General features: G+C 67.3%; 15 protein-coding genes. 5 read left to right on the top strand and 10 right to left on the bottom strand.

Features of this window, described 5'->3' with window-relative positions; all coding sequences use genetic code 11:
* The first annotated feature begins 137 nt into the window (after positions 1 to 137).
* From ABLE91_RS02720 to ABLE91_RS02730, 3 genes are read left to right on the top strand one after another with little or no spacing between them, the layout of a single operon-like run.
* Complete coding sequence (locus tag ABLE91_RS02720; protein ID WP_348928170.1) at positions 138 to 1,154, top strand: ABC transporter substrate-binding protein; 1,017 nt, start codon at positions 138 to 140, stop codon at positions 1,152 to 1,154.
* A gap of 22 nt (positions 1,155 to 1,176) precedes the next feature.
* The gene (locus ABLE91_RS02725; RefSeq protein ID WP_348928172.1) at positions 1,177 to 1,956 is read left to right on the top strand and encodes an ABC transporter ATP-binding protein; all 780 of its coding nucleotides are present in this window, start codon (positions 1,177 to 1,179) and stop codon (positions 1,954 to 1,956) included.
* Positions 1,953 to 2,723: an ABC transporter permease gene (locus tag ABLE91_RS02730; protein ID WP_348928174.1), complete on the top strand. Its 771-nt coding sequence runs from the start codon at positions 1,953 to 1,955 to the stop codon at positions 2,721 to 2,723. The genes ABLE91_RS02725 and ABLE91_RS02730 overlap by 4 nt, the downstream gene beginning before the upstream one ends.
* Before the next feature lie 96 nt (positions 2,724 to 2,819).
* On the opposite strand, the gene ABLE91_RS02735 is transcribed toward ABLE91_RS02730, so the two are convergent.
* Positions 2,820 to 3,860, bottom strand: a complete 1,041-nt coding sequence (locus ABLE91_RS02735) for a Bug family tripartite tricarboxylate transporter substrate binding protein (protein WP_348928176.1) — start codon at positions 3,858 to 3,860, stop codon at positions 2,820 to 2,822.
* Positions 3,861 to 4,086: 226 nt separating this feature from the next.
* On the opposite strand from ABLE91_RS02735, the gene ABLE91_RS02740 reads away from it, so the two are divergent.
* A complete protein-coding gene (locus ABLE91_RS02740) occupies positions 4,087 to 5,820 on the top strand; it encodes a CocE/NonD family hydrolase (protein ID WP_348928177.1) in 1,734 nt (577 codons plus the stop codon).
* A 121-nt stretch (positions 5,821 to 5,941) separates the two neighbouring features.
* Here the strand turns inward: ABLE91_RS02740 and ABLE91_RS02745 are convergent, their stop codons facing one another.
* Complete coding sequence (locus ABLE91_RS02745; protein ID WP_348928179.1) at positions 5,942 to 6,745, bottom strand: SDR family NAD(P)-dependent oxidoreductase; 804 nt, start codon at positions 6,743 to 6,745, stop codon at positions 5,942 to 5,944.
* 114 nt (positions 6,746 to 6,859) lie between these two features.
* On the opposite strand from ABLE91_RS02745, the gene ABLE91_RS02750 reads away from it, so the two are divergent.
* Positions 6,860 to 7,798 carry a GlxA family transcriptional regulator gene (locus ABLE91_RS02750; protein ID WP_348928181.1) on the top strand — a complete coding sequence of 313 codons (939 nt, stop codon included), beginning with the start codon at positions 6,860 to 6,862 and terminating at the stop codon, positions 7,796 to 7,798.
* On the opposite strand, the gene ABLE91_RS02755 is transcribed toward ABLE91_RS02750, so the two are convergent.
* The 8 genes from ABLE91_RS02755 to ABLE91_RS02790 all read right to left on the bottom strand — a co-directional run bounded on the left by ABLE91_RS02755 (position 7,799) and on the right by ABLE91_RS02790 (position 18,431).
* Positions 7,799 to 9,016: a polysaccharide pyruvyl transferase family protein gene (locus ABLE91_RS02755; RefSeq protein ID WP_348928183.1), complete on the bottom strand. Its 1,218-nt coding sequence runs from the start codon at positions 9,014 to 9,016 to the stop codon at positions 7,799 to 7,801. It abuts the gene before it with no gap.
* Positions 9,017 to 9,032: 16 nt separating this feature from the next.
* Positions 9,033 to 10,409 carry a glycosyltransferase family 4 protein gene (locus tag ABLE91_RS02760; protein WP_348928185.1) on the bottom strand — a complete coding sequence of 459 codons (1,377 nt, stop codon included), beginning with the start codon at positions 10,407 to 10,409 and terminating at the stop codon, positions 9,033 to 9,035.
* Between the two features lie 5 nt (positions 10,410 to 10,414).
* Positions 10,415 to 12,583: a glycosyltransferase family 2 protein gene (locus tag ABLE91_RS02765; RefSeq protein ID WP_348928186.1), complete on the bottom strand. Its 2,169-nt coding sequence runs from the start codon at positions 12,581 to 12,583 to the stop codon at positions 10,415 to 10,417.
* Positions 12,584 to 12,590: 7 nt separating this feature from the next.
* Positions 12,591 to 13,343, bottom strand: a complete 753-nt coding sequence (locus ABLE91_RS02770) for a hypothetical protein (RefSeq protein WP_348928188.1) — start codon at positions 13,341 to 13,343, stop codon at positions 12,591 to 12,593.
* Between the two features lie 10 nt (positions 13,344 to 13,353).
* Positions 13,354 to 14,619, bottom strand: coding sequence for a glycosyltransferase family 4 protein (locus tag ABLE91_RS02775; RefSeq protein ID WP_348928189.1), 1,266 nt, complete (start codon positions 14,617 to 14,619; stop codon positions 13,354 to 13,356).
* Complete coding sequence (locus tag ABLE91_RS02780; RefSeq protein WP_348928191.1) at positions 14,616 to 15,449, bottom strand: class I SAM-dependent methyltransferase; 834 nt, start codon at positions 15,447 to 15,449, stop codon at positions 14,616 to 14,618. Before ABLE91_RS02780 ends, ABLE91_RS02775 begins: the two co-directional genes overlap by 4 nt.
* A complete protein-coding gene (locus ABLE91_RS02785) occupies positions 15,446 to 17,707 on the bottom strand; it encodes a glycosyltransferase (protein ID WP_348928193.1) in 2,262 nt (753 codons plus the stop codon). The genes ABLE91_RS02780 and ABLE91_RS02785 overlap by 4 nt, the downstream gene beginning before the upstream one ends.
* 118 nt (positions 17,708 to 17,825) lie before the next feature.
* Positions 17,826 to 18,431, bottom strand: a complete 606-nt coding sequence (locus ABLE91_RS02790) for a calcium-binding protein (RefSeq protein WP_348928195.1) — start codon at positions 18,429 to 18,431, stop codon at positions 17,826 to 17,828.
* Positions 18,432 to 18,519 lie beyond the last annotated feature (88 nt).

Consider the following 18,519-nt stretch of genomic DNA (forward strand, 5'->3'; position numbering starts at 1 on the left):
TAGGCAGACATCGACACCATCCGCGCCCGCGGAGCCCCCGTGGATGGTCAGGACAAGCCGAGCCGCGGCCGGCGCCAAGACCACACACCCCCATGGCACACGCCTTGCTTTCCCCTTAGGGAAACAGGGAGAGCACCATGAGGTCCTTCGTTTCCGCCCTCGCCGGCGCCGCCGCGCTCCTCGCAGCCGCCGTGCCGGCCCGCGCCGACACCGACATCAAGTTCGCGCTCGACTGGAAGTTCGAAGGCCCGTCCGCGCCCTATTTCGTCGCCATCGACAAGGGTTACTACAAGACGGAGGGGCTCAACGTCACTATCGACTCGGGCCCCGGCTCGGTGGCCGGCATCGCGCGCATCGCGGCAGGCACCTATCCGCTGGGCTTCTTCGACATCAACTCGCTGGTGAAGTTCCGGGACCAGAACCCGGACAAGGGCGTCAAGGCCGTGCTCATGGTCTACGACAAGCCGCCCTTCTCCATTGTCACCCTCACCAAGACCGGCATCGCCAAGCCGAAGGACCTGGAAGGCAAGATCCTGGGCGCGCCCGCGCCCGACGGAGCCTTCGCCCAGTGGAAGGCGTTCGTGAAGGTGAACGGCATCGACGCCGACAAGGTGAAGATCGAGAATGTGGGCTTCCCGGTGCGCGAGCCCATGCTGGCGGACGGCAAGGTGGATGCCATCACCGGCTTCTCCTTCTCCTCCTATTTCAACCTGCTCCAGAAGGGCCTGAAGCCCGAGGAGATCAAGGTGATGCTCATGGCCGATTACGGCCTCGTTCTCTACGGCAACGCCGTGGTGGTGAACGAGGACTTCGCCAAGGCCAACCCGAAGGCGGTGGCCGGCTTCGTGCGCGCCACCATCAAGGGCATCATCGACACGGTGGCCGACCCCGAGGGCGCCATCAAGTCCGTGATGAAGCGCAACGAGACCGGCGACGAGAAGATCGAGCTCGCCCGGCTCAAGATGGCCATCAAGGACAATATCGCCACCGAATGGGTGAGCGCCAACGGCATCGGCGGCATCGACCGGGACCGCATGACCAAGTCCATCGACCAGATCGCCATCACCTATGATTTCAAGGGCAAGCTGCCCGCCGCCTTGGACATCTTCACCGAGGAGTATCTGCCTCCGGCGGCGGAGCGGAAGCTGAAGTAGCGCCCGCAGCGAGGGCGCGGCCATGATCCGCCTCCACGATGTCACCCTCTCCTATCGCGGCCGCACCGGCGATGTGACCGCGCTCACCCACACCACGCTCAATGTGAGCAGGGGCGAGTTCGCCGCCGTGGTCGGCCCCTCCGGCTGCGGAAAATCCACCCTCATGAAGCTGGTGACGGGCCTCATCCGCCCCACCAAGGGCAAGGTGGAGGTGGACGGCGCGGAGGTGACCGGCCCGGTGAAGATCGCCGGCATGGCCTTCCAGGCGGCCAACATGCTGCCCTGGCGCAGCGTGCTGGACAATGTGATGCTGCCGCTGGAGATCGTCTCCCCCCATCGCGCCCGCCTCGGCCGCGAAAAGGAGGCGTATCGCAACCGCGCCCTCGATCTTCTCGGCGTGGTGGGCCTGCGCGATTTTGCGGACCGCTATCCCTGGGAAATGTCGGGGGGCATGCAGCAGCGTGCCTCGCTCTGCCGCGCACTGATCCACGAGCCCGAACTGCTCATGCTGGACGAGCCCTTCGCCGCGCTCGACGCCTTCACCCGCGAGGAATTGTGGGTGGTTCTGCGCGACCTCTGGCAGCGGCTCGGCTTCACCGTCATCCTCGTCACCCACGATCTGCGCGAGGCGGCGTTCCTCGCAGACACCATCCATGTGATGAGCGCCCGGCCGGGCCACATCGTGGAGACCCGCGCCGTGGAGTTCCCTAGGCCGCGGCCGCTGGAGGTGCTGTACGAGCCGGCCTTCACCGACCTCGTCCATTCCCTGCGCAACAAGATCGCCGAGGTGCGACAGGCATGAAGATTTCGGCCGAGGACATCACCCCCATCGCCTTCACCCTCGCGCTGTTCGTGCTGTGGGAGGCCGCCTGCTTCTTCTTCAAGATCGACAGCTTCATATTGCCCGCGCCCACCGCGATCTTCGGGGCCATGGTGCAATATTGGTGGCCGCTGCTGAAGAACTCCTTCGTCACGCTCTGGACCACGGCGGCGGGCTTCGTCCTGGCGGTGGGCTTCGGCATCGCGCTGGGGATCATCGTCGGCTGGTCCCGCGCCATCTATCGCGGGCTCTATCCTGTCATGATCGGCTTCAACTCCATCCCCAAGGTGGCGGTGGTGCCCATCCTCATCATGTGGTTCGGCATCGGCGAGATTCCGGCCATCCTCACCGCTTTCCTCATCTCCTTCTTCCCCATCGTGGTAAATGTGGCCACCGGCCTTGCCACCACTGAGCCGGAGCTGGAGGACGTGCTGCGCGCGCTCGGGGCCTCCAAGCTCGACATCATGCGCAAGGTGGGGATCCCGCGCACCGGGCCCTACCTGTTCGGCGCGCTGAAGGTGGCCATCACGCTGGCCTTCGTTGGCGCGGTGGTGTCGGAGACCATCGGCGCCAATGCGGGGCTCGGGCACCTCATGGTGCAGGCGGGATCGAACTTCCAGATGCCTCTCGTCTTCGCTGGGCTGCTGGCGCTCGCGGTGGAGGGCATCCTCATGTACGCGGTGTTCGCCGTGCTGGAGAAGCGCATGGTGAGCTGGGCGTTCCGCTCCTCCATGAGCGCGGCGGCGTAGCCCACCATGAAGCGTCATGCCCGGGCTTGACCCGGGCATCTCTCGGAGGAGGAAGATCCCCGGGTCAAGCCCGGGGATGACGATGGGAAAGGCCGATCACTGGATCGCGACGGGCTGGAAGCCGATGCGCTTCGTAATGGCCGCCTGATAATCCAGGTCCTTCTTGAGATAGGCCGCATAATCCGCCGGCGTCGAGCCCACGGGCACGAGGTCCGCCAGCCCGAACGCCTGGATGACGGACGGCTCCTTCACCGCCTTCTGCGATTCCTTCGACAGCTTGTCCACGATGGCGTCCGGCGTGCCCGCCGGCACCAGGAAGCCGAAGAATCCGGTCATGACCACATCGGGCATGCCCAGTTCGGTGAAGGTGGGCACGTCGGGCAGCGCGGGGGCCCGCTTGGTGCCTGTGATGGCGAGCGCGCGCACCTTGCCGTCCTTGATCAGCGCCGCCGCCGCCGAGGTGAGGACGAAGCCCACATCCACATGCCCGCCGATGAGATCATTGATGATGAGCGGCGTGCCGCGATAGGGCACCGGCGAGAAGGTCACTCCTGCTGCGTTCTGGAACAGCTCACCGGTGATATGGGTCACGTTGCCGATGCCCGCATGGCCGAACAGGATCTTGCCCGGCTCCTTCTTGGCGAGGGCGATCAGCTCCGGCACGGTCTTCACTGGAAGCGTGTTGCGCACCACCAGCACCTGGCCATAGGGCGCTTCGGCCAAAAGGCTCACCGGCTTGAAATCCTTGATGGGGTCGAAGGGCAGGTCCTTCACCACGCTGGGATTGGCGGTGTGCGAGCCGGTGGTGAGGAGGATGGTGTAGCCGTCCGGCGCGGAGCGGGCGACGCCGCCGGCGGCGACGATGCCGTTGGCGCCCGGCTTGTTCTCGATGACGACCGGAACGCCGAAATCCTTGCTCATGACATCGGCCATGGGCCGCCCGACCGTGTCGATGGGCCCCCCGGCAGCAAAGGGGATGATGATCTTGATGGTATGGGCGGGGTAATCGGCCTGCGCATGGGCCGTATTCGCACCCCCGGCCAGCGCGAGGACGAAGGCAAAGACGGCACCTGCCAGCGTATAATGAGGCCTTTTATCTTCCGATCCGACGATCGGGCGGGCACACGACACGCGCATATTGCTTTCCTCCTGAGAACGTTTCCAACCGTTCGCCTGCGTTGATCTTTGGTGATCAATCGTTGATGCGGCCCGCGCCTTCCGTGTGAGGAAGAACACGGATTGACATATACAAACGAATGTTTATTCGTAATCAAACGTTTGATCACGTCAAGACCAAAGAAAGCGGGCCTTCCCCTAAAGGCGATGGCACCAGCGGTCCGGGAGCAACCAAGGAGACCCCCCGATGAAGCCTGAGCAAGCGGTCATCGCCGACGGCATGAAGATCGAATGGGACGTGCCCATTCCCATGAGCGACGGCGTCGTGCTCCGCGCCGACGTGTTCCGCCCCATCGCCGACGGAAACTATCCCGTGGTGCTCAGCCACGGCCCTTATGCGAAGGGCCTCTCCTTCCAGGAAGGCTTCAAGGGCAATTGGGACCGCATGGTCGCGGCCTTCCCGGAAATCATGGAAGGCACCACCAACAAGTACCAGAACTGGGAATTGGTAGACCCCGAGAAGTGGGTGCCGGACGGCTACGTCTGCGTGCGCATCGATTCCCGTGGCTCGGGCCGTTCCCCCGGCTTCCTCGACGTGTGGTCGCCGCGCGAGACGCAGGACCTCTATGAGTGCGTGGAATGGTCCGGCGTGCAGCCCTGGTCCAATGGCAAGGTGGGCATCAACGGCATCTCCTATTACGCCATGAATCAATGGCACGTGGCCGCGCTCCAGCCGCCGCATCTCGCCGCCATCTGCGTGTGGGAAGGCGCCCACGATTATTATCGCGAGTTCTCGCGCCACGGCGGCATCCTCTGCCGCTTCCTCACCTCCTGGTTCAACCGGCAGGTGGCGCGGGTGCAGCACGGCGTCGGCGATAACGGCTTCCGCTCGCCCACCACAGGCGAGACCGTGGCCGGCCCGCCCACCCTGTCCAAGGAAGAGCTGGAGAAGAACCGGGTGGATCCCGGCATCGAAATCCTCGCCCGCCCGCTGGAGGACGATTATTACCGCTCCCGCACGGCGGACCTCTCGAAGGTGGTCACCCCTCTCCTCTCCTCCGCCAATTGGGGCGGCATGGGCCTGCATCCGCGCGGCAATTTCGAGGGCTATCTCGGCGCAGCCAGCAAGGAGAAGTGGCTGGAAGTGCACGGGGATTCGCACTTCTCCCCGTTCTATCGCAACAGCGGCGTCGAGCTTCAGAAGCAGTTCCTGGGCTATTATCTGAAGGGCGAGAAGAACGGCTGGACCGACCGCCCGAAGGTGGAAATCCACGTGCGCCATCCCGGCGAGACATTCGTCGCCCGCGCGGAGAATGAATGGCCGCTGGCGCGCACGCGGTGGACCAAATTCTACCTCACCCCGGACCGCGGTTTCGGCACCGCGGCCGCGTCTGGCGCGGCCATCACCTACGAGACCATGGGCGAGGGCGTGACCTTCTCGACCCCGCCGCTTGGCGAGGAAGTGGAGATCACCGGGCCGGTGGCGGCGAAGCTGTTCGTCTCCTCCGACACCACCGATGCCGACATCTTCCTCGCGCTGCGGGTCTATGATCCGGCCGGCAAGGAGGTGCTGTTCATCGGCTCCAACGATCCGCAGGTGCCCGTGGGCCTCGGCTGGCTGCGCGCTTCACACCGCAAGCTCGATCCGGCGAAGACCAAGCCCTATCGGCCCTGGCACAGCCATGACGAGCTCCAGCCCCTGGAGCCGGGCAAGCCGGTGGAGCTGGACGTGGAGGTCTGGAACACCTCCATCGTGGTGCCGAAGGGCTATGGCATCGCCGTGACGGTGAAGGGCAACGACTATGACCACGGCCTCGGTGCCGCGGCCGTGGCCAATGCCATGTATCCCATGAAAGGCGTGGGTCCGTTCTTGCACGACATCCCGGAAGACCGCCCGCCGGCCATCTTCGGCGGCAAGAACACCCTGCATTTCGAGGCGGGCAAGGAACCCTACCTGCTGCTCCCGGTCATTCCGGGATAAAGGCGAGCACGGCTCAAAGAGCTGCCGTCATGCCCCGGCTTGACCTGGGCATGACGGTGCTTTGCTGCATTGGAATTGAGGTTCCCCGCCGCGCTCGCGGCGCGGCGGGTCCGCGGCAACCTCAGACCGTCTCACGCTGCCGATAGCGGACCGCCGGAGCGGAGGCTGAGAGGCGGGGCGACATGGCAAGGCGTGCCGCCTCCCAGCGGTCCCATTCCCCGCCATCCGGCAGCGCGGGAATGGTCACGCGCTCGCCCGTATCGAGGCCGGCGAGAGCGGCGTCCACCATGTCTTCGGCCGGCATGACCATCTCATTCGGCAGATGTTCCCGGGGGACGCCGGCCACCGCCCAGAAATTTGTCTCGGTCGCGCCCGGCAGGACGGCCTGGACGCGCACGCCCTTGTCTCCCAACTCATGCTGGAGCGAATGGCTGAGCGCCAGCACATAGGCCTTGCTGGCTCCGTAGACGCCGTTGAGGACCTCCGGATAGATGGCGACGATGGACGAGATGTTGATGATGGTGCCCTCTCCCCGCGCGGCGAAGCCGGGCGCGGCGGCATAGGCGAGACGGGTGAGCGCGGTGACGTTGAGGTCGATCATCGCCTCCATCTCATCCACATCCGCGCTCAGGAGCGGCGCAGCCGAGCCGAAGCCGGCATTGTTTACGAGCACGGTGATGGACGTGTCCTGGCGCAGCCGGTCCTCGATGCGTGCGAGATCCGCGCTCTTGCCGAGATCGGCGGGTATGGCTTCCACCTTCCTGCCGGTGGCGAGGCTGAGGCGGGTGGCAGCGGCGGCAAGCTTCTCCGCACTGCGCGCGACGAGCACCAGATCGTAGCCGCGCTTCGCCAGCCGGTCCGCATAGATCGCGCCGATACCAGAAGAGGCGCCGGTGATGAGGGCAGTGCCCTTCTGATGTGCCATGTGTGTTCTCCTGCTTCGCCCCGCATGGCGAGGCTTCCGCAGGCTTTGTAGCCTTGCGCACCCATGTCTCAAATGTCATATATCCGACTGTTTAGGACACGAAAGATCACGGCCATGCACCGCGTCGGTCTCCTCGTCTATCCCGGCTGCTCCGTCATGGGGCTCGCGCCCATTGCCGTGTTCGAGACGGCCAATCTCACCGCCAAAGAGAACTTCTACGACATCCGCCTGCTCTCGGAGCATGGCGGCTTGGTGAACACCGCCATGGGCGTGGGACTTGAGACGGCCCCCCTCGACGGCGCGGAACTGGATACGCTGATGATCAGCGGCACCACCCAGGTGTCCCCCACGGCCCCCGGCCTCATCGCGGCCATGCAGGCCGCCGCGCCTCGCCTGCGGCGCATCAGTGGCATCTGCACCGGCGCCTTTGCGCTTGCGGAAGCTGGATTCCTGGATGGCCGCCGCGCCACCACCCATTGGCTGTACACGCGCGAGCTCGGGACGCGCTTTCCAAAGGTGAAGGTGGATGAGGACCGCATCTTCATCCAGGACGGCAATGTCTGGACATCGGCGGGTATGAGCGCCGGCATCGACCTCGCCCTCGCTTTGGTCGAGCAGGACATGGGGGGAGAGGCCGCACGGACCGTGGCGAAGAAGATGGTGGTCTATCACCGCCGCGCCGGCGGTCAGTCGCAATTCTCGGCGCTGCTGGAGCTGGAGCCGAAATCGGACCGCATCCAGCAGGCCCTCGTCTATGCGCGCAACAATCTCCAGGCGCCCCTGAGCGTCGCGGAGCTGGCGGAAGCGGCGCGTCTCAGCCCCCGCCAGTTCAGCCGTGCCTTCCATGCCGAGACCGGCCAGTCGCCGGCCAAGGCGGTGGAGAACCTGCGGCTGGAGGCGGCCCGCATCCTCATGGAGCAGGGCCGCCATTCCATCGAGGCGGTGGCGCAGCAGACGGGGTTCTCGGACCCCGACCGCATGCGCCGCGCCTTCCTGCGCGCCTTCGGCCAGCCTCCGCAGGTGATCCGCCGCAACGCCCGCGCGGCGGCGTGATCAGGCGACCTTGCGGGCCGGCTCGGCCGGCTGAGCCGCAGCCTGCTTCGGCTTTGCAGGCACATGGCGGACATCGGCCATCTTGTTGTCGATGCCGTTCTCGTCCAGGAACGTCTTCATCTCGCGATAGGTCATGTGCCAGGCGCGGTTGAACTTATCGAACAGCGACTGGTCATAATAATCCTCCAGCTTGAACTCCTTCTTGGAGAAGACGTCGTAGCTGGGGATCTGATAGGTCTCCGCGAACTCCACCGTACGGCTGTCATAGGTGAAGTAGATGGACGGCGTGCCGTTGGCGAGCGCCATCAGGTTGCCGTGCAGGCGATAGCCCAGCACCATGTCCTTCTGCTGCACCAGCGCCTCGTAATCGGCCACCACGTCCGAATAAAAGAGCCGCTCGCGGTAGAGCTTCTCGATCTCATCGTCCATGAACCAGTCGCCGACCCATTTGTTGGCCCGGAGCGCCTTGATGGCCTCTTCGCCCTGCTCGGGCGTGCCGAACACGATCTTCTTCTCCTCCACCTCGCCCTGGGCCATGAGCACCACGTCGAAGCGGCGGGCGCATTCCTTCACCAGGTCGCGATGGAAGGTGAGGTAGCGCTTGATGTCCTGCGCATAAGCTGGCGACACCTCGCGGCGGCAGGTGATGCCCACCTGCTTGATCTCCTCCAGCGGGGGGAGGGTGATGGCGAGGTTGGGGTCGTTCTTGCGGAACGCCGTGGGGCATCCGACGATGCGCACGTTCTTGATGCCGATGTCCCACAACACCTGCGCAGAATAGGCCCCGCGCACGCCGATGGAGGCAGAGGATTCCGCCATCATGCGCAGCACGGTGATGGTCTCCTCCGACAGTTCAATCTTGCCCTTCACCGGCGCCTGCGCGCCGATGCCGAAGGCGATGACCGGCAGCTTGAGGCGCTTGAGCACCTCGATGGTCTTCTGCCACTTCATGGAATTGTGGACGTAGTTCGAGCCGCGCAGGAAGACGTAGTCGAACTCGCCCCGCAGGCGGTCGATATCCTCCATCTTCGGGTCGGCGATGGGCAGCACGCCCAGCTTGTCGAAGTTGAGCAGCTTCAAGGATGAATCGAAGACGAAGGCGTCGCCGATATTGTGATAGTGGTCGATGGACCGCTGGACATCCTTGTAATTGTACCAGCGGACACAGTCGTGATCGTAAACCTCTCCCGAGGGGATCATCACCAGAACACGCGCCATTTTTGCCTCCCTAGGTTCAGGCAGTGCGAGCGACCACAGCTTCGGCTGAAGCTGCGGGCTGCGGCTGGCGCTGCTCACGCAGGCGCCGGTAGAGATCGAGATGGGTGCGGGCGAAGCCGAGATAGTCGCCCGGCGGTTTGATGCCGGCGCGCAGCTGGTCCCAGAGCGTCGCGTCGCTGAGCGCCTCGCAGAGCCGGTCCGCGAGGTCCTCCGCGCTGCCCGCGCGGAAGTGGAGCCCGTCCACGCCGTCTCGGATCTTCTCCGCCATGCCGCCGATGTTGGAGGAGATGAGCGGGCGGCCGTGGAAGAAGGATTCCTGGATGACGATGGGCGAATTCTCCCACCACACCGAAGGCATGATCAGCCAATCCACGGAGCGCATCAGGCGCGGCATTTCCGGGTTCTGGTAGGAGCCGCAGAAGCGCACCCGGTCGCCGGCCTTCTCCACCAGCGCCGCCATCTTGAGCTGGTAGTCGTCCGGCTGGCGCTCGAGGTTGCCGCCGAAGATCATCAGGCGCGCATCCTCGCCCCACAGGCGCTCCGGCACCCGGCCCACCGCGTCCAGCAGCACGTCCACGCCCTTGTAGGGCGTCATCTGGCCGAAGAAGGCGAAGGAGGAGCGGCGCCCGCCCGCCGCAAGCGGACGGGGCGGCGCCTGCTCGGGGATGTCGAGGCCGTTCTCGATCACCGACATGCGCGTGCCGTCGATGCCCCAGGAGACATAGCGCTCGGCCAAAAAGTGGCTTGGCGAGATGTAGTGGTCCGCGAGCCCCAGCATGGATTGGGCGAACCGCTCGCGGCGCAGGAAGCGCGCGGGGGAAATCTCCGGGAAGCAGGCGTGGCAGTCGGTGGGCGAGGCGCGGTTGCAGAGCTTCATGCCGCGCGTCTTCACCATCTGGCCGTGATGGTGGCAGATGGCCAGGAACTCATGGAAGGTGATGACGATGCGCGCGTCCGGCAGCGCGTCGCGCACCGCGAAGATCATCTCCAGGCCGAGTCCGAGGATGTGGTGGAAATGGACCACGTCGGGCTTCACGTCGCGCACGAAGCGCAGGAAATCCTTGCGGATGTCGTCAGTGTTGCGGTTCGACATGAGGAAGTGGTCGTAGTCGTCCGCGTGGTAGAGGATCTCGTCGCTCTTCTGGCGCAGGCTCATGAGCGCGGAGGCGCCGTGGCGCGGCACAGGGTGGGCGACGCGGGCGAGATAGCGCGAAGTGACGCCTAGCGCGTTCAGGCCCTTATGCAGATTGTGGGACGCCACCTCCCCGCCCCCCAGCGAGAGGCTGGGATGGCCATGGGAGACGACCAGCACGCGCAGGTCTTCCTTGCGCGGGCCGTCCTGCGTCGGTTCGTCCGGAACCTGAGGCTTGGAGGACAGGAGGGCGGATTTCATCAGCATCAGCTCCGCATGTTCGAGACTGCGAGGGTCCAGCGACGGTCGAAGGCCCAGCGGTCGATCCTCCTTGCGAGCGGCAGCCACGGCAGGTTGGCTCCCGCCTCGTCCGCGCACATCATTTCCACCGTCGGCACCCAGACCGACGGGGTTCCGGCGAGCCGCAGCTTCAGGGCGAGATCGAGCCCCTTCTCCGCGACGCCGATATAGGTGCGGCTGAAGCCGCCCACGCCCTCGAAGGCGGCGCGCGGCAGCATGCAGCATTGCACCGCACCGGCGGCCACCTCGTCGGGCGCCGCGCCGTCGAGGACGGCGCGCGGATAGCCCACATGGCGGTCGACGAGGCTGCGCTCTGCACCCTCTCCTTCCATCACCGTCCCGGCCCAGCGCACGGAATCGTCCTCGAACAGGAGGGTCGGCGCGGCGAGGCATTTTCCGCCGCGCGCGCGATAGGCCCGCTCCAGGCGGCCGAACCAGCCATTCGCGCGGGGCAGCACGTCGCCCGCGAGCAGCACCACGTGTTCGGCCCTGGTGGCGCGCACGCCGGCCTCCAGCGCGTCGCACACATCCTCCGCGCCTTCGGCGCAGACGAGGCGCAGATTGAGCCCGTAGAAATCCGCGAGGCGCCGCACGTCCGCCGCCACCTCGTCGAAGCAGGCCTCGCAGGCGGAGACGATGATGAGCACGGCCCGCGTCTCGGGGTCGAGCGCCAGCAGCGAGATGAGCGCACCCGCCTGGTCCGGCTCGCCGTCGACACCCACCACGAGGGTGGGCTGCGCGTCGTCCGTGAAGACACCCACGTCACCCGCCGGCACCGGGCGCGGAGCCGGGCGGGAAATGGCCTGCGCCATGGGGCCGAGATGCCGCTCCACGAGATGGGGCGAGGTCAGCGCCTTGGGCTCCAGGCTGGTGGTGAGGCGCGCCATGATCTGGCGCGGCGAGCAACGCGCGACGGTGAGCGGCCGATAGGCCGGGCCGTGGCCGAGGGTCAGTTCCAGATAGGTGGCGTCGCCCGCTTCCCTGTCGGCCGGCAGGCTGGGCGCGAAGGCGAGGAAACCGTGGGACTGGTGCCCGGCCCCGAGCCCCGCGAACATGGCGTCCCCCTGATAGGCCTTGGTGACGTCGGGACGCGGACGCCGGGTCCAGGTCTCGTCTAGCCGCACGGCCTGGGTGCCCACGCGCAGCGTCACTGCCTCCACGCGGCGTTCCACGTCCAGCATCCAGCCGGAAACGAGGACGCCCCCGCCCTCCACAGCCAAAGCGAAATCGATGCCGAGGCGCACGGGCACCTTCAGGTCCGCCACCGTGTCGCGCCCGTCGAAGCGGTTGCCCGTGGCCTTCAGGCGCGCCAGCACCTCCGCAGGTGCCGTGAGGCGTGGGATCTCGGCGCGCACATGGGCCGGCACGTCGCGCGGGGCCAGCGCCAGAGCGCGCTCATAGACGGCGATGGTGCGCCAGCCCTCGCGGCCACGGAACAGCAGGCGCTGGAGGCGGGTGACGTCAAGCGGCTGCGGCGCCGTGAGGAGGCCGCAGAAGCCGCGGCCGCGGCCGGCAAGGTCCTCGCGGGGGAAGGAGGCGCTCTCCAGCTCCGCGAACACGGGCTCGGTGAGCATAGCGATGACGCGTGCCCGGCCGGGCACGAGGTCCGCCGTCCAGCCCTGGAGGAACAGTTCGTTGCCCTCCACCGGGCCCACCACTTCCACGAAGCCGTCGCGCTGGGCCACCGCCTGCGCCATGGATGCCACTGCTCGCAGGCGCCGCGCATTCGGCTGGCCCGCCAGAAGGGCCTCGATGATGCCGTCCACCACCGAAACGACGCCGGGGCCGGCATCGGCCGCGATGGCCTGGAGCAGCGCTTCGAGGGGCAGCGGCCGGTGCGGCAGCGCATAGCGGGTGGGATGGCCGGGGCGGCGGAACAGGATGGCCGAGAGCCGCCCCCGTCCCAGCGCCGCCAGCGGCACCAAAGCGACGAAGCCCGAGCGCGCCTCGGGCGGCGCCTCCGGCCGGCGCCAGCACATGGCGGCCGCCTCCACGGAGGCACTGGGGTCGCCGTTCAGCAGCGCGGTGACGGCGCCCGGCAGTTCGCCGATGCCCGCGATGAGGGCGAGGCCGTCATCCACCGGCGCGACCAGGGCGGTCTCGCCATCATAGGGAAGCGTCGCGCGTTCGGTCACGGGCACCTCAGAGGTGAATGAGAAGGGAAAGGGCGAAGCCGGTGGCGAGGCCGACCATCACCGCCAAGGCGAAGAATTGTGGCTTGAGCTCATCCTTCCCGCGGTCGGAAAGATCCTTCAGCCGCTTGTCGAAGCCGGCGAGCGAGCTGTCGAAGCGGGTGAGGAAGATCTCCATCTGGTCGATGCGCGAGGTGAGGTCCGACTGGCCGGAGCGCACATAGGTGAGCGCCTCGGCCACCCGCGCCTCCTGGTCCGCCATCACCTCGAGCTTCTGGGCCGCGTCCTTCAGGCCGTCGGCATTCTCCTTCTGGATCAGCTGGAGCTTGCGCTGGGCGGCAACGATGAGGTCGAGCCGGTCGAACACCGGCTGCATGGGCGCGAGCACGGCGGCGGCGGCGCGGTCATCGGCCGTGGGCGGCTTCAGCACCAGCTCGCCCTTGGACGTCGCGCTGCGCGCGATCACGCTGATGCGCTCCGGCGCCGCCCCGGCGGGCAGGGTGATGTCGAAGGCGTGGGCACCGTCACCGATGCCGTTGCGGCGCAGATCGATGCGCGGGCGGTCGGCGATGGCGCGAGCGATCTCCTTTGTATCCAGCAGGACGCTGATGGCGAGCCGCTCGTCCGGCGCGTCGGCGTTCCACACCCAGCCGTAGAGACGGCCCTTGTCGATGGCCTCCAGGCGCCCGTCGATGCGCGCCGCCGGCGGCGCGGCGCTGTGGGCTTTCACGGGGGCCGGCTTGGCGGCGGCGATGACGGCCATGCGCACCTCCTCAGGCAGCGGTGGAAAGGGTCTCGGATGTGGAAGCAGCGTTCGCCAAGGCGAGGTAGCGCGCGGCGACAGTCCCCATGTCCACGGGCGGCTGGGCGCCGGCCGACAGACGTCGCCACAGGCCCGTCTCCTCGGCGCAGCGGCGCATGACGCCGGCAAGGTCCGCCGCGTCCCCGGGCATCACGTGCAGCCCGTCCACGCCGTCGCGCACCGCCTCGGCCATGCCGCCAATGCCGCTGGCGATCACCGGCCGGCGATGAACGCGCGCTTCCTCGATGACCAAGGGCGCGTTCTCCCACCAGATGGAGGGCACCACCACCCAGTCCACATCGGCCATAAGCTGGGGCATGTCGTGCCGGTCATAGGGGCCGAGCCGCAGCACATGGGTATCGGTTGAGGCGAACAGGCGGTCGATCTCGGCGGTGAACGCCTCGGTCTGGTAGAGCGCGGCGCCGTGCACGCGCAATTCGAAGGGCACATCGTGGGCGATGAGGCGGCGCGCCGCCTCCAGCAGCACCTTCATGCCCTTCCAGGGATTGATGTTGCCGAAATAGCCGAAGGAGGCGCGGCGACCGTCATGGCTGTGGCGCAGCGGTGCCGGGGTCGCATGGGGGCGGGCATTGGGGATCACCTCGATGCGCTCCGCCTCCAGGCCCCACGCCACATAGCGCTCCTTCAAGAACTGGCTCGGCGAGACGAACATGTCGACCGCATCCAGATGGATCCTCAGATTGTGCGCGCGCAGCAGGAAGCGGTCCGGCGCGATGTCGGGGAAGCAGCGGTGGCAGGCATCCGGGCTTGCGCCAAGGCAGCGGTTGCCGTCCGTAGTGCGCACCATCAGCCCATCATGGGCGCAGATGGGATAGTAATCGTGCAGCGTCATCACGATGCGCGCATTGGGCAGGATACGGCGCACGAGGGCCGGGAATTCCACGCCGATGAGCAGCAGGTGGTGCAGGTGGACAATGTCCGGCCGGAAGTCCTCCAGCAGCGCCACGAGATCCGGGATCGCGCCGTAAAGGTCGATCTGGGACATGGCGAAGCGGTCGAAATGCCCGGTCCAGAACAACACCTCGTCGCCGGCCTCGCCCACTGCCTGGAAGCTGGTGCCGGGCCGCGCCTCGCGGTGCAGCGGGCTGGTGCAGCCGACGAACAACGCCTGCGCGGCCTGCTTGTAGGCCTTGAACAGATCGTGGGCGAAGATCTCCGTGCCGCCGGGATGGAGGTCCGGATGATTGTGCGCGACGACGAGAATGCGCGGGCTCATCTTTCACCTCCGCTGCGGACGGCGACGAACACGTCCTGGTAATGGGCGGCAGAACGCCCCCGCCAATGGCCGAGGCTCTTGCGCTCAATGCGGAAGCCCGCATCCAGCAGAAGCCCGTCGATAAAGCCGTCATCGAAGCCGACGGCGGCGAGCGGCGCGTCCTTGTCCGCGTGCCAGCACGGCCCCTCCCCCGCCCGCTCGAAGCCGAGCCTGGGGTCGCGGCCCTGCCCGTCGAGGGCGGAGGCGTCCACCACGAAGGCGGTGAGGAACAGCCGACCGCCGGGCGCGAGCACGCGGTGGATCTCCCGCGCATAGACGGTCAGCTCCGCGGGCATCAGGTGGGTCGCCACCGATGTCATGACGGCGAAGTCGAAGGCGCTGTCGCCATAGGGGAAGATCAGTTCCTCCCCGCTGACGGAGCCCTTGGGATTGTAGATGGCGTGGGCCACGTCCAGGCACTGGAAGCGGAAATTGGGATAGGCGCCGGTGATGGTTCGCGTGCACCATTCGATGCCTTCCAGCACCGGGTCGAAGCCCTCATAGCTGCCGCGCTCGGGATGGATGAACTGGGTGAGCGGCACCGCCATGCGGCCGATGCCGCAGCCGATATCCAGCACGCGGTGGCTGCGCCGCAGCCCGCCGATCTCCACGAAATGACGCAGGAATTCGGCACCGATGGCGCGGTAGTCGCCATCGCCCACGAAGATGGAGCCGTCCGGCGGGGTGGGGAGGAAACGGTTGCTCTCGATATAGTCGAGCAGCAGGGAGATGTCCTTCGACAGGACGGGACGCACCTCTTCCGGCTGGTGCAAGGCGACGACGGCATTCATGCGACGGCCCTCCGTGCGTCGGCATGTGGCGCGTCGGCACGCGGCGCATCAGGCGCCATCAGCGCCGTCATGACGGCGCCCCAGCGCTCGGCATGGAGCCAGGCATTGTAGGCGGAGGCGGTGCCGCGCGCGTGGTCCGGGCTCGCGGACATGGACTTGCGCTCGAGATGATAGAGCGCGGCCTCCGGCACGTAGCGGATGTCGTGCCCCTTCGCGCGAACCTTCAGGCAGAGGTCGCTGTCCTCGTAATCGCCGATCACATAATCCTCCGTGAACCCGCCCACCGCTTCGTAGAGATCGCGCCGCATGACCACGCAGGCGCCGGTCACCGCCGGCACGGAGCGCTCGATGGCGGCGGGCGGATAGCTGCCGGGCATGCCTTTGTGGAAGTGGTGGTTAAGCCAGTTCCCCCGGATGCCGGGGGCGAAATACATGCCCGCGTGCTGGAGCGAGCCGTCGCCGAACAGCAGCTTCGGGCCCACCGCACCGACCTCGCCGGAGAGCCGCGCCGCGAGCGCGTGCAGCCAGCCCGCATTGACCGGGATCACGTCCGAATTCACCTGCGCGATCACTGCGCCGCGCGCTTCCCGCGCGCCCGCATTGGAGGCGATGGCGAAGCCCGCATTGCGGGGCATCACCACCAGCACGAAGGAGAGGCCGTAAAGCAGCCCGAGGCCGCGCAGCAGATGCTCGACACCATCCGCCTGCTCGGGGGAATCGAGCACATAGATAAACTCGGCATCCTCGCGGAGAGAAGGGTCCGCGGCGAAGGCCGCGACCTGCACGCGGAGGAACTCCACCACGCGATAGACTGGCACCACGATGGACATGACCGGGTTCGTCTTGCGCGGGCCGATCTCCACCACGGTCGGCGTCCCGAGCTCGCCGAGGATGCGTTTCTGGATGGCGCCCAGCGCCGGCCCGAGGCATTCGGAAAGAATGGCTGGGGTGAGCATTTGCGGCGGCACGGCGCCGAGGGCGCGCGAGCGCATCTGCACCAGGTCCGCCGGCTGGGGCGGGGGCACGAGGGCGTGCCGCTCCCCGGATTTCAGCCGCAGCGCGAAACGCGGCTGAAGCAGAGGCACCCCATCGCGGCGCGGCCCGAGCGCAAGGAAGCCGCGCACGGGCACGGAGTTTCCGTTCTTCTCCAACATCACCGAAAAGGTGCGGAGCGTGTCGCCGAGGGGCAGCGCCGCCTCGTCCGCATCCATCAGGTCGATGCCCTCGACGAGGTTCAACGGGTCGCGCATCCAGCCGCCCGCCAGAACCCCGGCAGGCGTGGACAAAGCGAGATTCACCTCGATCTCGGGCGCATCCGTTCCGCCCACGAGGCGGCGCGCCTGGAGCGGGCATTGGAGCTGGAATTCCAGCGCCCCGCACCGCCCTGCGTCCGATGCTTCCGCGGCGAGCGCGATGGCGCGCTCCCGCAGGGCGGCGTCGGGCTTCGACTGGCCGCGCCACCAGCGGCCGAGGGTGGGCACCTCGCCTTCCGCCTCAAGGCGGCGGATGGCAAAGCCGTTGGCGCCCATGAGCACCAGGAAAGTCCCGCGCGCATCCTCTTCACCGCCCAGCACCAGATGCAGGCGGCGGGAGCCGCGCCGGTCCGGCGGATCGAGCTTCGGCCGCAGAGGCAGGCGCTCGAAGCCGTCCGGCGCGATGCGGTGCACAGCGGAGATGCCGCCGAAGCCCTCCCCCACCGCGGTCTCCGCCATGAGGTTCGCGCCATCGAGCCGGGCCAGCAGGCGGGCCGTGCCGGGCGTCGGCGCGGCGGCTGAGATCACCGCATGGAGCATGCGCGCATAGCCGCGGCTGCGCCTCAGGCGAAACATGCTCGGCCAGGCGTCGATAAAGGCGGAAAGAAGGGAGAGGCGCGCGGCGCCGGAAAGGCCCTCCAGGAGCCGCGCCGGGTCCAGGGCGGGGATCTCGGTTTCGGGATCGACGGCGACTTCGAGGCTCGGCCCCACGGTGCCGGCGAACACTGCCAGGGTGATGGCCGCTTCCGGACGCCGGAACGCCCAGACCACGCGCGTGCCGCCATCTTCCCGCTGGAGCCGCAGCGAGGCGAGCGGGGCCAAAGGTGCCCCGGCCAGCGGCTCCAGGCGGCCTGCGCGCCACACGCGGCTCGGCAGGTCCCAGGTGAGGATGAGGGTCGCGCCACCGATGCGGAACAGACGTGGCGCCGGAGCGCGCACCGCAGATGGGGGCGCAGCAAAGGGATGGGAGCTCTCTTCCAAAGTGTCCCGGACCGCCTCGAGCATTCCGTCGCGCCTCGCATGTGAGGGAAAGGGCGCCCGCGATAAGCCTCGCGGGCGCAGAGTTTTGGTCCCGGCGCGAACGCCGGGGGGCACCGGGCGCCATCAGGCGCCCGGCGCGTCCTCAGTGAACCAGGAAGTAAGCGCTCGGATTGTCGTGCACGTCCTCGACGCTCACCCCATTGAGAGTGATGCTGTCGCCGCCGCCGAGATCGATGACGGTGCTGTGGCCCACCGCGGTCGCCCGCGCCGCCACATCGTCCGCCGTCGAGATATCCGTGCCGTTGATGCCCTTGCTGATTTCGAGGAGGTCGACGCCTTCCTTGAAGTCCAGCACGAGATCATTGCCGCCGCCGCCGGAGAAGGTGAAGACATCCTGACCGGAGCCGCCGGAGAGCAGATCATCGCCGGCGCCGCCGTCGATGTAGTCGTTGCCGACCCCGCCAAACAGGGTGTCATTACCTGCGCCGCCGAGGAGGAAGTCCTCGCCCGCGCCGCCGAGCAGCACGTCGTGGCCGCCGGCGCCGTCGATATAATCGCTGTTGGATCCGCCGAGCAGATAGTCGTCGCCGGCCTGGCCGAACAGCATGTCATCGCCGCTTCCGCCGAACGCGATGTCGTGACCGCCGCCGCTGAAGATGGCGTCATCCCCGGCGTGACCGAAGATCACGTCGGGAGACTGGGTTCCATGCAAGCTATCGTCGAAAGCGCTACCTTCGATGGTCGCCATGGCAACCTCCGTTCTTTCCGTTGAGGGCCTGATGCCCGGGAGACAGGCCCACGCGGGACCCGTAGAGCCTGCAGCGACGAGGCACGTC

Origin of the sequence: Aquabacter albus, from assembly GCF_040049275.1 — a bacterium.
In the GTDB taxonomy this organism is placed as follows: domain Bacteria; phylum Pseudomonadota; class Alphaproteobacteria; order Rhizobiales; family Xanthobacteraceae; genus Aquabacter.